This window comes from Vibrio sp. R12-SW3-ISO1 (assembly GCF_059834005.1).
The window spans coordinates 178,791-191,850 of the sequence record NZ_JCBDGK010000018.1 but is presented as its reverse complement, the minus strand read 5'-3'; the positions used below and the strand labels follow the sequence as shown (position 1 = coordinate 191,850).

Here is a 13,060-nt window from a genome sequence, read left to right as displayed (position 1 = left end):
GGTACTATTTGGTGATGATTTCCGGCCCCATCAGTGTAGTCGGTAGCCAAGTCGATACCCAAGGCACATAAGTGACGATGATTAAGAACAAGAACATCACCGCCACCCACGGCAACGCCGCTTTGACCACTTGCATCATCGACATCTTCGCCACCCCGGCAGTAACAAAGAGGTTGAGCCCCACTGGTGGTGTGATCATCCCTATCTCCATGTTGACTACCATCATGATGCCAAGGTGAATAGGGTCGATACCCAACGCAATGGCGATCGGGAATACCAGCGGCGCGACGATAATCAATAGACCCGATGGCTCCATAAACTGACCACCAATCAACAGCAGCAAGTTGACCACAATCAAGAAAGTGATCGGCCCAAGCCCTGCCGAGAGCATGGATTCAGTGATCATTTGCGGAATGCGCTCTTCGGTTAATACGTGCTTAAGGATTAACGCATTGGCGATGATGAACAGCAGCATAATGGTCAGCTTACCGGCATCATACAGGGTGTGCTTGGTGTCTTTATGAACAAACGCTTGCAACACTTTTACCAATGCTGGTTTCTTGTTGGTTTTGTCGGCAAATGGTCCCATGTCTTTGTAGACAAAGTTAGCGATAAAGAAGGAGTATATCGCCGCAACGGCCGCCGCTTCTGTCGGCGTGAACACGCCGCCGTAGATACCACCAAGGATGATCACCACCAGCAACAAGCCCCAGCTGGCGTCTTTCGCAGCGGCAAGCATCTCGCCCCAACCGACGAACGGTTGTTTCGGTAAGTTCTTCACGCGCGCAGCAATGTAAATGGCGATCATTAACATCACACCGGCTAACAGGCCTGGGATCACGCCACCAAGGAACATGCGTCCCACCGAAACATCAGTCGCCGCCGCATACACCACCATCACAATCGATGGCGGGATCAAAATGCCGAGCGTACCCGCGTTACAAATCACGCCAGCTGCAAACTCTTTGGAGTAGCCATTTTTGATCATACCGGCAATCACGATACTACCGATTGCGACCACAGTCGCAGGCGAAGAGCCTGACAAGGCCGCAAACATCATACACGCGACTACCGACGCCATCGCCAAGCCGCCGCGGAACCAACCCACCATCGCAATCGCAAATCGAATAATGCGTTTTGCCACACCGCCGGTCGACATAAAGCTCGAGGCGAGGATGAAGAACGGAATCGCTAATAAGGTGTAGTGGCCCGCAAAGGCGTTAAATAGGGTTTGTGCCACCGACGCTAGGGAAGCATCAGAGTGCATCATCAAAAAGAGAATACTCGATAGGCCGAGTGAGACTGCGATAGGCACACCAATCAGCATGAAGCCAATCACCATCACGAACAAAAACAAAATATCCATGGCTTAGCTCTCCTTGCCGTTTTTCTTGGTGGGCTCCATGGCCTCTCCCGCTTCACTGAGTTCTTCTTTCAGTGCTTCTAGCTCTTCTTCCGCTTCGTGACCTGCAATCAATCGATCCAGCTTGCCGGTGGCAATTTGCAGCGTCAGTTGCAAAAAGCGGAACGTCATTAGCGCCATGCCAATGGGCAGAGCCATGTAGGGGATAAAACGCGGCAATTTTTCATAGCGTTCGCCTTCATTGAGCCAATCGGCTAAAAACTGCAATATCTCGGGCATTGGGATATCGTCCGTCTCATACCAAGCTCTCTCGGTGGCAAACGGATACCAGTAGTTCCAAGAGCCGACCAAGAGCAGAATGGAGAAGGCCAAACAGCAGCCGGCAGCCATCAAGGCGTAGGTTTTGCGCATGCCCGGCGACACCATGTTGATGATGACGTCAACGCCGATGTGGAAGTGTTTTTTGACACCGTAAGAGGCGCCGACCAGCACCATCCAGGCAAACATAAATACGGTCAGTTCGAGGGCCCAAAGAATATTACTGTTAAAAACATAACGAAAGACGACGTTGGTGAACGTCAGCAGGGTCATAGCGCCAAGAAAAAAGGCAATTAAGGTTTCCTCAATCGCATCGGTCACTTGTCCTATTTTGGCAAAGATTGACTGTTCCATAGTGTGATCACTTTTGGTTCCACCCTTTTGCAGCAGGCTCCTCCTCTAGAAGGAGCCTGTATAGGGTGTGTATTGTTATCTGTAGAGGGGATTATTTGTTCGACGCCAACGCCGCTTCAATCAGATCGGCACCGATGTCTTTTTCAAACTTCTTCCATACTGGCTTAAGCGCGTCCACCCATTGCTGACGCTGCTCTGGCGTTAACTCACGCACTTCAGCGCCCGCTTCAATAACGTACTGCTTGTTCGCCATTTCCACTTTTGACGACTCTGCGTTACGCGTGTCTGTGACCTCTTTGATGATGGTCGCCAGTTGGTCTCGCTGATCATCAGGTAACCCATTCCAGAAATCGTTTGAGGTCACGACTAAGTAATCAAGAATGCCGTGGTTGGTTTCTGTAATGCCATCTTGAACTTCGAAGAATTTTTTACCGTAGATGTTTGACCAGGTGTTCTCTTGGCCATCAATAACTTTGGTTTGCAAGCCGCCATACACTTCTTTGAACGACATTTTCTGTGGGTTAGCCCCTAGCTGCTCAAACTGAGCGACAAGGACATCAGACGCTTGTACGCGGAACTTCAACCCTTTTGCATCTTCAGGGACAAGCAGTGGTTGGCTCGCTGACATCTGCTTCATGCCGTTATGCCAAAACGCAAGACCTTGAACACCACGACGTTGCATCGCGTTTTTCAGCTTCTCACCCGCTTCTGAGTTCTGGAAGCGATCCACCGCTTCCACGTCTTCAAACAAGAACGGCAGATCGAAGATGCGGTACTTTTTGGTGAATTTCTCAAACTTTGAAAGAGAAGGGGCTGCGAGTTGAACATCACCATTGAGTAGCGCTTCGAGTACCTTGTCATCATCGTAAAGGGTCGAGTTTGGGAAGACTTGCATACAGACTTTGCCATTCATCTCGTCATTGACACGTTTTTCAAGCAGCGACGCCGCAATCCCTTTCGGGTGCTTGTCGGTATTGGTCACGTGACTGAACTTGATCACCGTCTCGCCAGGATCGCAGTTTGCAGCGGCGTTGAAACTGGTGACAGCAAGAATTGAGGCAGATAGTAGGGTCAAAGGCTTTAACATTATTATTCTCCTTGTGGATTGAGCAACCCCATCACTGGGTGTTGTATCAAGTAAGGAGCAATAAACTGGCCAACTTAGAGAGAAAGATCAAAAACAAACAAAAACATAGATTTAGATAACACGAGAGAGCAAGAGATGCGTTCCCAGCGCCAAATCGAATAATAAATGTGTGGAAATCCACCCAAGAGAAAGAGTGCAATGGGTCAGTTTACACACCATTAACAAAACAGACACGAAAAAGGCAGCGTCATGCTGCCAAAATGTCCCTATAAAGAGGAGCACACTCTTCACCTCAGACTGCAAGCCTAGCCTGAATTCCCCCCCGTGAATATGACCGAAGAGTGCGCTCAATACGTGTATCAATGAAAATCGATACGTTGCTCTGTGTCGGCGTCAAAGAACACCGCTTTGGATAGGTCAAAATGCAACGGCGCAACCTGACCGACCTTGGCATCAAACTCAGGTGAGAGGCGACACGCCACTTCCTGATCGTTGACCTTAATCATCGCAATCGTATCTGGACCCGTCGGCTCTAGCACTTCAAGTTGCAGATTCAGCTCAGTGGTGGCGCTTGAGTCCGCATTTTCACTTTCAGTAATGTGCTCAGGTCTAAGGCCAATCACGATCTCTTTGCCGTCTTGCTCACGCATAGAGGCCGGCAACTTGATGTGGTGCTCCTGACCATTGCCCCCTTTCACTTTAATCACTGGCTGATCATCACTATCGAGATCCACCATAGTTTTGATGAAATTCATTGAAGGCGATCCCATAAAGCCGGCGACAAACATATTGTTCGGCTTGTTGTAGATCTCTTTCGGCGTGCCCAGTTGCTGTAACTCACCGTCTTTCATTACCGCGATACGATCGGCTAACGTCATGGCCTCGATTTGGTCGTGCGTCACGTACACAATCGTGGTGTTGAGCTGCTGATGCAGACGTTTGATCTGGTGACGCATCTCAACACGTAACTTAGCATCAAGGTTTGAAAGCGGTTCGTCAAAGAGGTAAAGCTTAGGTCTGCGAGCCAGTGCACGTCCCATCGCGACACGTTGGCGTTGGCCACCAGAAAGTTGCGACGGTTTACGATCCAACAGATGGTCGATCTGCAACATTTTCGCCACTCGCTGCACTTCCGCTTCAATTTCATCCGCCGGCATTTTGCGGATTTTCAAACCAAAGGCGATGTTACCATGCACCGTCATATTGGGGTAAAGCGCGTAGGACTGAAACACCATCGCGATGTCTCTGTCTTTTGGCTCAACGCTGGAGACATCACGCCCATCGATGACGATTTCACCCGAGCTGATCCCTTCAAGACCGGCTATGGTGTTCATCAATGTCGATTTACCGCAGCCCGATGGACCCACCAGAATCAGGAATTCACCTGATTCAATACTGATATCAATACCCTTAAGTGTTTCTTGCTCCGCCTTAGGGTAGGTTTTGCGGATCTGTTTAAGTTCTAGTGTTGCCATTGTAATTATCCTTTTACTGATCCTGCCGTCAGGCCTCGAACAAAGTATTTTCCTGCCAGTACGTAAACAAGCAGTGTCGGCAATGCCGCAATAATCGCTGCCGCCATATCCACGTTATATTCCTTCACCCCGGTACTGGTGTTGACCAAGTTATTAAGCGCCACGGTAATAGGCTGGGTTTCTGAGCCCGAATAGACCACCCCAAATAGGAAGTCGTTCCAAATTGCCGTGAACTGCCAAATCACCGTGACCATGATGATGGGCGTAGAGAGCGGTAAGAGAATCTTAAAGAAGATGGTAAAAAAGCCTGCGCCATCCAGCTTCGCCGCTTTAACCAGCTCATCAGGAATACCGATGTAGAAGTTGCGGAAAAACAGCGTGGTAAAGGCCATACCGTAGATGACGTGAACGATCACCAAACCTGTCGTAGTGTTGGCTAGACCCAATTTGCCCAATACCGCGGCCATTGGCAGCAAAATCACCTGGAATGGAATAAAGCAACCAAACAGCAACAAGCTAAAGAACAAGTTTGAGCCTTTAAACTGCCACTTTGTCACCACGTAACCATTAAACGCCCCCAGTAAGGTTGATATCGCCACCGCGGGAATCACCATCTGGAACGAGTTCCAGAAATAACCTTTGACGCCTTCACATTTTACGCCCGTACAAGCGCTGTCCCACGCTTTGTACCATGCGTCCCATACCCACTCGGTCGGCAACGACATCAGGTTACCGGCCTTGATGTCTGGCAAGGTTTTAAATGAGGTGATCACCATGACAAACAGCGGCATCAAGTACACTAAGCAGAAGAATAGCAACCCGGCATAAATCATCAGGCGAGCCATGTTCATGTTTTTAGTCATGACTTCTTCTCCCTAAGTTCTGAGTACAAATATGGCACCAAGATGGCCAATATCCCGGCCAGCATCATCATGGCACTGGCAGCACCTAGGCCAATTTGGCCACGGGTAAAGGAGTGCGCGTACATAAAGAGCGCAGGTAAATCTGACGAGTAACCCGGGCCACCGGCCGTCATGGCGGTAACGAGGTCAAAACTCTTGATCGCAATGTGCGAGGTAATAATTACGGCGCTGAAGAACACCGGACGTAAACAAGGCAAAATAATTTTCATGTAGATGGTCGGTAGATTCGCGCCATCAATTTGCGCCGCTTTGATGATCGATGAATCAATACCTCGCAAGCCCGCTAAAAACATCGCCATCACAAAGCCAGAAGATTGCCACACCGCTGCTATCACCAACGTGTACACCGACATTTCAGAATTGACTAACCAGTCAAATTTGAAGCTGGTGAAGCCCCAGTCTTGCATCAGTTTTTCGATACCCAGACCTGGGTTGAGAATCCACTTCCACGCAGTACCCGTCACGATAAAGGACAGAGCCATTGGGTAGAGGTAGATAGTTCGGATTGCCCCTTCTTGGCGAATATTCTGATCCAGCAAGATAGCGAGACCGACGCCCAACACAATGGCGACCAACATAAACATCAGGCCAAAAATGCCTAGATTGGAAATGGACGTAATCCAACGATCATTTTCCATTAGCCTTTCATACTGAGCAAAACCGACAAACTTAAAGCTCGGTAGGAAACGCGAGTTCGTCAATGACAATGCAGCCGTCCAAAAAATGTAGCCGTAGATACACACCACGGTCACTAACATAGTCGGCGCAAGTACAATTTTCGGCAGCCAGCGTTGCAACCTGTCTGCAAAGCTGAGCTTTGGTGCAGACTTGTTTGCATTCCTAGATACAACATGCTCCATAACGATTCCTTACGTCTTCTCATCTGACATCATCACCGTCAGATGGTTAAGGAAAGGGCGCTTGGCTCCCCACAAGCCGAAGCGCCCTTTGGGGTGTGAAGTAATGCTAAGCGAAGGTTAGAAAATCGCCGCTTTTACCGCTTTTGCCAGTTTCTGTGCCGCTTCTTTTGGATCCGCATTCGCATCATTGAAGAAGTTGGTAACGACGTCATAGATAGCACCTTGCGCGTAGCTGGTCGTCGCTAGACCGTGCGCCATACTTGGCACTAGGTCACCCGACTCGGCACTGGCTTTAAAGGTTGCCATCGAATCCAATGCACACTGGTCAAACGCGCTCATGTCCATATCCAGACGCACTGGAATCGAACCTTTGTTGAGGTTGAAGACTTCTTGGAACTCTTTGGTCAAGATGGTTTTCGCCAGATCTTGCTGCGCTTTTTGGTTATCAGCATTGCTGAGCTCAAAGAACGCAAAGCTATCGATGTTGAAGGTGAACTGACCGTCAGTACCTGGCGCTGGAGCACAGATGTAATCCTTACCCGGTACTTTACCTGCAGCAGAGAACTCACCTTTCGCCCAGTCACCCATGATTTGCATAGCGGCTTCACCGTTGATCACCATAGAGGTGGCAACGTTCCAGTCACGACCTGGTGAGTTGGCGTCGATGTAATCGCGCATTTTCTTAAACTTGGTGAACACCTCGACCATTTTGTCGCCAGCGAGCACATCCATATCTAAGTCGACAAACGCTTTGTTGTAATCTTCACTGCCGAGCACATCGAGCGCCACCGCTTCAAAGACTGTCGCGTCTTGCCATGGTTGGCCGCCGTGCGCCAATGGAATGTAACCTGCCGCTTTGATCTTGTCGGCTGCAACGAAGAACTCATCCAATGTCTTTGGCAGTTCTACGCCGGATTTTTTCAATACTTCTGGGTTTGCCCATACCCAGTTAACACGGTGAACGTTCACTGGCACGGCGACGTATTCGCCATCAAACTTCATCACTTTAGTGACCACCGAAGGCAAGATGCTGTCCCACTTCTCTTGATTGGCCGTGTCATCGAGTGAGGTCAAAAAGCCTAGGCCGCCCCATTCTTGAATGTCGTGACCTTTGATTTGTGCCGCTGACGGTGGGTTGCCCGATACAGCGCGGGTTTTCAACACGGTCATCGCAGACTCACCGCCACCACCAGCAACCGCAAAGTCTTTCCAGCTGTGGCCTTGCTCTTCGAGCATCTGTTTCAATACTGCTGCAGATTTTGCTTCACCACCGGCAGTCCACCAGTGGAGTACTTCGACTTCGCCCGCTTGGGAGAAAGCAGAGGCAGCAAGGAGGGATAAGGTAAGTAGGGTTTTCTTCATTTTCATTGTTATCTTCCATGTTTTTGGATTAGACATCTGGGTCGACGTCAAACTGACCCGTTCACTTCGTGCTTGAACGTTATTGAGTCTATCCGACTAGAAAAAGAAGATTGAAACAAATCGTAAAGCCAATGTAACAATTCAGTTACATTACACTTCAAGGCCAGGTGGGATAAAGAGTTGCGCGCGTAAGCCACGCTGCGGGAGATTACTAATAATGAGATCTCCGCCGTGTCCGTGCAAAATGTTGCGGCAGATGCCAAGCCCAAGGCCGTGACCTTGATCATCTTCTGCCAAACGAAAGTAAGGTTCAAACACCGCTTCCAACTTATCTTCTGGTATACCTGGGCCGCAGTCATCAATCGTCACCGTGATCCACTCGCGCTGGACTTCAATCGTGACAGACGCACGCTTACCATATTTCACTGCGTTATCGAGTAAGTTAGTGAGTACTCGCTTAATAGCTAAAGGCTTCGCGACGATCGGCTCCATAGTCATCGGGGTAAAGTCGACGCAATGTTGCTTGTGGTTCATGGGCTCAATGACAGAGAGGATCATCTCATTGAGGTCAATGTAGGCATTGTTCTCGTGCAAGTCGGTATCGCGCACACATTGCAGCGCGCCTTTAACCATCATTTCCAACTCGTCGAGGTCTTTATTGAATTTGCTGCGTTTCACGTCACTTTCCAGTAGCTCGGCTCGCAGCCTTAGACGCGTAATGGGTGTTTTTAAGTCATGTGAAATGGCAGAGAACAGATGCTCACGGTCGGCAGTGTAGCGCCGAATACGCTGCTGCATACGATTGAACGCGCGCGTTGCCACCACCAGCTCACGAGCGCCATCTTCGGCCAAAGGCGGCTGATCGACATCCATACTCATGTCATTGGCGGCTTTGGCCAAACGCTTCAAGGGTTTCACTTGACGGCGCATCAGTAAATAGGTCAAGGCAAGCAGCAAGGTGGTGGAAAAGAAGAGGAATAAAATCTGCTCTCGGCCAATCAAGGTGTCATCCAACGTCACGTATGGCGCCGGCAACAAGGCGGCGATGTACAGCCACTCGTGCTCATTCAGTTCGATTTGTACCACCAATACCGGGGGATCAATCGGTGACAATGTGAGCGTGTGATGCGCCCACGATTTCGGTAAATCGTGCAAATAAATGTCGTTTTTTAGCAAGCGCAGGTTTTCTGGCTGGGAGAAGTTGACGTCTATCGAGCGAGCGCGAGGCAGCTTCTGTTTGAGCACCGTTGTCACGGCATTGATTGAAGCGCGTTTTAGGCGTGTATCGTCAATCGGGTCAACAATCAATCGCTCTTTGTTGAACGAGACAAAAAAGCGCGTGCCGCCCATATTGCGAATTTGATCCAGCACGATATGGCGATAGCCAGTAGGCAGAGACTGAAAAAAGGTCACCGTAGAGGCAAACATGTTGGCCATGCTTTGCGAGGCGTCTCGGATCCCTGCAAGCTCTTTGTGCTTAGACTCGGTATACCAAATAGAAGTGGCAATACCCTGCGCGATCACCACCGCCAACACGGTAAGGCCAAGTGTCCGGGTCACCAACGAATTGGGTTTCAGTAAGCGTAATAACCACTTCATCACGTTGTCTGACTCAAAGAAGTATTAATGTTCAACGCTAACGGGCACAGCAAGAATATAGCCATTGCCACGCATGGTTTTGATGTACTGAGGGTATTTGGCCGAGTCACCCAACCGATGGCGCAACCGGCTGAGCTGCACATCGATACCACGCTCAAAAGGCAGCGCTTCTCTGCCTCGGGTCGCAAAGGAGATGGTGTCTCTATCTAGCACTTCATTGGGGCGAGTAAGAAACAGCATCAGCAGAGCAAAATCACTCCCAGATAAATCGTGTTGCTCCCCTGTCGTGGTATGGGTAATTTTGTGTGCCAAGGTATCGAGCTGCCAGTCACCAAACACGATGGTTTTGGGTAGGCTGGTCGGCTCCGAGCCTTTTTCTTCGACCACTTGGGCGCGGCGCAGTACCGCTTTGATTCTCGCCATCAACTGACGTGGATTGAACGGCTTAGCGATGTAATCGTCAGCACCAAGCTCAAGACCCACCACCTGATCCATATCATCCGACACCGCCGTTAGCATAATGATGGGCACATTGGATTCACGACGAATCGCCTGGCACAATGCAAAGCCATCTTCGCCGGGCAACATCACATCCAACAAAATCAGATCAGGGTAACCTTTTGCATCGAGATGCTGCTTAAGTGCTTGTCCTTCTGCCACAGCTTCCACTTGGAAGCCCGATTTAGACAAATACTCATCCAAAAGCTCTCGGATCTCTTGATCATCATCCACAACAAGTATTTTACTGTTCATTTCGCCAATCACTGCCTATGGTGTTAGCTCACAGTCTAGACAGTTCTCACCATAGGTGTGACGGATAAATCCTTATTTTTTGAACAGAAAACAAATGGAGCTCACAAGTTTTTAACATTAAGCGAGTCATCTATCAGTAGATGGTCAATTAAGAAGAACAACTGATTTCAAGCCGTTTGCCCCATTCCGGTGGCAACGCCGCAAAATGTTCAAAATTCGGGTGCTCGTCGTACGGAGATTGAAGCACCAGCGCGAGCTCGTTGACCAGTTGATAATCCCCCTGTTCGGCGTTGTCGATTGCCATCTGCGCCAAGTAATTTCTCAGAATGTATTTGGGATTGACCTGACGCATCTCGGCGCAGCGTTCACGGGCGCTAACAGGCGCTCCGCTTTCATCCATTTCACATTCACAACGCGCTAAATAGAGCAACAACCATTCACTCGCAGCCGCTCTATCAACAAATAGATCGATGACGTTCTGCTCTGGTTCACTATCGAGCATCGACAATGCGCGCATAAAGCGGCAATAGTCGACGCTCTGCTGAGCCAATAACTCAAACATGGCGCTAAAGAGCTGGGGGTCTTGCTCTAATTTGGTCTTGAGGCCTAATTTTTTGCGCATGATGGCGCTAAATTCGCGGTTTAGCACTGACTCAAACTGACCGAGCCCCTGCTCCAGATCCGCTTTATCAACCAGCGGTGACAGCGCATGGGCAAGCGCGGACAAATTCCACAATGCGATGCGAGGCTGCTGATCAAACGCATAACGCCCTTGGTAGTCAGAGTGGTTGCAGATAAGTTGCGGATCATAATCATCCAGAAAACAAAATGGCCCGTAATCAAACGTCTCACCAAGGATCGACATATTGTCCGTGTTCATGACGCCGTGCGCAAAGCCCACCGCTTGCCACCTAGCGATCATGTGAGCGGTGCGCTCGACGATCTGTTCAAACATCGCCAAATAAGGCTTAGTGGCGGTTTGACACTCTGGCCAATACCACTCAATCGCTTTATCTGCCAACAGACGCAGTTCACTCAACTGATTGGTGTAAAAGAAGTGCTCAAAGTGACCAAAACGTAGGTGGCTGCGCGCCACACGCAGCAGCAATGCACCTCGCTCCTGTTTCTCTCGATAGACGGGGGTATCGCTGGCGAGCATACCTAAAGCGCGAGTGGTTGGAATGCCTAAACCCGCCATCGCTTCGCTGCCCAAATACTCCCGAATGGTTGAGCGTAGGACCGCGCGTCCATCGCCCATACGTGAATACGGCGTCAATCCCGCCCCCTTAAGGTGTAAATCGTAGACTTCGCCTTTGGCGTCCTTTAGCTCTCCGAGCAACAGTCCACGACCGTCACCTAAATCAGGATTGTAGACCCCAAACTGATGCCCCGCGTACTTCATGGCTAATGATGGCCAATTTTCAACGCGTTGCTCGCCCGCCAAAAACGCTTTTAGATCGCCCGATGGCAGGGACTCATCCAGTGAAAACTGTGCGGCGAGTGATGCGTTCCAACTTACCCAACGCGTGTTGTTAAGTGGCGTTGCTTCAACAGGCGTGTAAAACACCTTAGGCAGTTGATAAAAACGGTGAGTAAGCGCTAAAGATGACAACGAGGACATAGACGGCCCAATGTAATGAGTGTTGTCGCCGACGTTAGCAAAATGTTGCAGAGAGTAGCAAGAGAAAGTGTGAGCGGGATTGAAAAAGAGCGCTCGAGATAGGAAAGCCTGAGATGGCCGATAGCATGGGTGATAAAGAGAAAGGCTGCCTTAATCGAAGACTAAGGCATCGCCTCTATACTGTATCGGAAGTACGATATCGATCGCGTAACGAAATACAGCCCGATAATCGACTAGATCAGTGCGAAAACACCGAGAATACCGACCAATGAGAACAGGCAAGTACGGCTAATCACACCAAAGTTAGTGGGTTCGATCATTTCATGATGTTGCATAGATTCTCCTCGTTATTTTTTCTCTTTATGACAACTTAATTACAATATGATGAAATCTTCGTTTTATCTCAAGCCCAATCTGTGTGAATTTTTTGTGACAAGATCACGAAACCTTCTTCATTATCACGAAGAAAAACAAGGCGTTAAAAACAGATTGTAGGAGAAAAAGCGCGCTGAAAGAAAATCAGGCGCTTAGCGCAAAGAAAGCGTGATTCGCACGAAGTTTTCGTCTTCGTAATCCATTTGGTGATCAAAAATCGAAGACGTGTAGATAGTGCGCAAAAACGCGTGCTTTTCACCGTGCGCACCGCGCATTAGCATAGAGACGCTTTGTACCAAGCGATTTCGGCGGTCAAAGTGACCATTGAGATCGGCAGACAGCACGCACAGCAGACACCCTGTCGGGTTATACGCTAAGTCTACCGCTTCAGGGCTTGAGACGAGAACGGTGGTATTGAGCTCTTTTTCTAACTGATTAATCAGCAGCAAGAAGCTATCAAGATGAGGTAACTCGTCGCCACTCATCGGGCTCAATAAGTTATCGAGCATGGCTTCCATATCGAGGCGCTGCGAGCGCGCATGGGTCACCATAGAGCGTACTTTCTTCTTGAACGGCTTGTATTTCTTACTGTTGGCGGCTTTATTCAACCATGCAGAAAGAATGTCGTTAATATCATTGCGCGATTTTCGAGCCAGTACTTTTCCGTTGTGGTTGGTGCGCAAATGCAACAATGCATGCAGCGCCAATTCAGACAGGAGAGGTTCAAACTCGGGTTTAATTTTGGAATGAATACTGCGCATTATGACTGGAAGCTAACTGAAACTCGCGGAGAAAGTGGTCGTTTGAAACACGAAAAGGACCGCTATGCTACCGAAAACCCTTCGCCATGTACAGATGCGATACGGCACAAGCAGGCAAAAATAATGCCAATCTAAAAAAAGCCCCACACCCAGAGTGTGAGGCTCAAGCTCATCAACCGTTGTGCGAGTCCCGATCACGCACAGCAATT

Annotated in this window: 11 protein-coding genes; all 11 read right to left on the bottom strand. The window is 49.3% G+C overall.

Features of this window, described 5'->3' with window-relative positions; translation table 11 throughout:
• Positions 1 to 4: 4 nt before the first annotated feature.
• The 11 genes from AC6R0R_RS06180 to AC6R0R_RS06130 all read right to left on the bottom strand — a co-directional run bounded on the left by AC6R0R_RS06180 (position 5) and on the right by AC6R0R_RS06130 (position 12,851).
• On the bottom strand, positions 5 to 1,366 hold the full coding sequence (locus AC6R0R_RS06180; RefSeq protein ID WP_334552579.1) for a TRAP transporter large permease: 1,362 nt from the start codon (positions 1,364 to 1,366) through the stop codon (positions 5 to 7).
• A gap of 3 nt (positions 1,367 to 1,369) precedes the next feature.
• Positions 1,370 to 2,035 carry a TRAP transporter small permease gene (locus AC6R0R_RS06175; protein ID WP_334552581.1) on the bottom strand — a complete coding sequence of 222 codons (666 nt, stop codon included), beginning with the start codon at positions 2,033 to 2,035 and terminating at the stop codon, positions 1,370 to 1,372.
• A 91-nt stretch (positions 2,036 to 2,126) separates the two neighbouring features.
• Positions 2,127 to 3,122: a TRAP transporter substrate-binding protein gene (locus AC6R0R_RS06170; protein WP_500626080.1), complete on the bottom strand. Its 996-nt coding sequence runs from the start codon at positions 3,120 to 3,122 to the stop codon at positions 2,127 to 2,129.
• 359 nt (positions 3,123 to 3,481) lie between these two features.
• Complete coding sequence (locus tag AC6R0R_RS06165) at positions 3,482 to 4,597, bottom strand: ABC transporter ATP-binding protein (protein ID WP_500626079.1); 1,116 nt, start codon at positions 4,595 to 4,597, stop codon at positions 3,482 to 3,484.
• Positions 4,598 to 4,602: 5 nt separating this feature from the next.
• Complete coding sequence (locus AC6R0R_RS06160; RefSeq protein ID WP_334552587.1) at positions 4,603 to 5,460, bottom strand: carbohydrate ABC transporter permease; 858 nt, start codon at positions 5,458 to 5,460, stop codon at positions 4,603 to 4,605.
• Positions 5,457 to 6,380: a carbohydrate ABC transporter permease gene (locus AC6R0R_RS06155; protein WP_334552589.1), complete on the bottom strand. Its 924-nt coding sequence runs from the start codon at positions 6,378 to 6,380 to the stop codon at positions 5,457 to 5,459. The genes AC6R0R_RS06160 and AC6R0R_RS06155 overlap by 4 nt, the downstream gene beginning before the upstream one ends.
• Positions 6,381 to 6,497: 117 nt before the next feature.
• On the bottom strand, positions 6,498 to 7,748 hold the full coding sequence (locus AC6R0R_RS06150) for an ABC transporter substrate-binding protein (RefSeq protein WP_500626078.1): 1,251 nt from the start codon (positions 7,746 to 7,748) through the stop codon (positions 6,498 to 6,500).
• Between the two features lie 144 nt (positions 7,749 to 7,892).
• Entirely contained in the window at positions 7,893 to 9,341 is a 1,449-nt protein-coding gene (locus tag AC6R0R_RS06145) for an ATP-binding protein (RefSeq protein WP_500626077.1), read from the bottom strand.
• A 24-nt stretch (positions 9,342 to 9,365) separates the two neighbouring features.
• A complete protein-coding gene (locus AC6R0R_RS06140; protein ID WP_500626076.1) occupies positions 9,366 to 10,094 on the bottom strand; it encodes a response regulator in 729 nt (242 codons plus the stop codon).
• 148 nt (positions 10,095 to 10,242) lie between these two features.
• On the bottom strand, positions 10,243 to 11,715 hold the full coding sequence (locus AC6R0R_RS06135; protein ID WP_500626075.1) for a protein adenylyltransferase SelO: 1,473 nt from the start codon (positions 11,713 to 11,715) through the stop codon (positions 10,243 to 10,245).
• A 527-nt stretch (positions 11,716 to 12,242) separates the two neighbouring features.
• On the bottom strand, positions 12,243 to 12,851 hold the full coding sequence (locus tag AC6R0R_RS06130; protein WP_500626074.1) for a DUF2913 family protein: 609 nt from the start codon (positions 12,849 to 12,851) through the stop codon (positions 12,243 to 12,245).
• Between the last annotated feature and the right edge of the window lie 209 nt (positions 12,852 to 13,060).

Coding starts and splice junctions, on each gene's coding strand:
- AC6R0R_RS06180 (WP_334552579.1), bottom strand. CDS start 1,366: ATGGATATTTTGTTTTTGTTCGTGATGGTGATTGGCTTCATGCTGATT.
- AC6R0R_RS06175 (WP_334552581.1), bottom strand. CDS start 2,035: ATGGAACAGTCAATCTTTGCCAAAATAGGACAAGTGACCGATGCGATT.
- AC6R0R_RS06170 (WP_500626080.1), bottom strand. CDS start 3,122: ATGTTAAAGCCTTTGACCCTACTATCTGCCTCAATTCTTGCTGTCACC.
- AC6R0R_RS06165 (WP_500626079.1), bottom strand. CDS start 4,597: ATGGCAACACTAGAACTTAAACAGATCCGCAAAACCTACCCTAAGGCG.
- AC6R0R_RS06160 (WP_334552587.1), bottom strand. CDS start 5,460: ATGACTAAAAACATGAACATGGCTCGCCTGATGATTTATGCCGGGTTG.
- AC6R0R_RS06155 (WP_334552589.1), bottom strand. CDS start 6,380: ATGGAGCATGTTGTATCTAGGAATGCAAACAAGTCTGCACCAAAGCTC.
- AC6R0R_RS06150 (WP_500626078.1), bottom strand. CDS start 7,748: ATGAAAATGAAGAAAACCCTACTTACCTTATCCCTCCTTGCTGCCTCT.
- AC6R0R_RS06145 (WP_500626077.1), bottom strand. CDS start 9,341: ATGAAGTGGTTATTACGCTTACTGAAACCCAATTCGTTGGTGACCCGG.
- AC6R0R_RS06140 (WP_500626076.1), bottom strand. CDS start 10,094: ATGAACAGTAAAATACTTGTTGTGGATGATGATCAAGAGATCCGAGAG.
- AC6R0R_RS06135 (WP_500626075.1), bottom strand. CDS start 11,715: ATGTCCTCGTTGTCATCTTTAGCGCTTACTCACCGTTTTTATCAACTG.
- AC6R0R_RS06130 (WP_500626074.1), bottom strand. CDS start 12,851: ATGCGCAGTATTCATTCCAAAATTAAACCCGAGTTTGAACCTCTCCTG.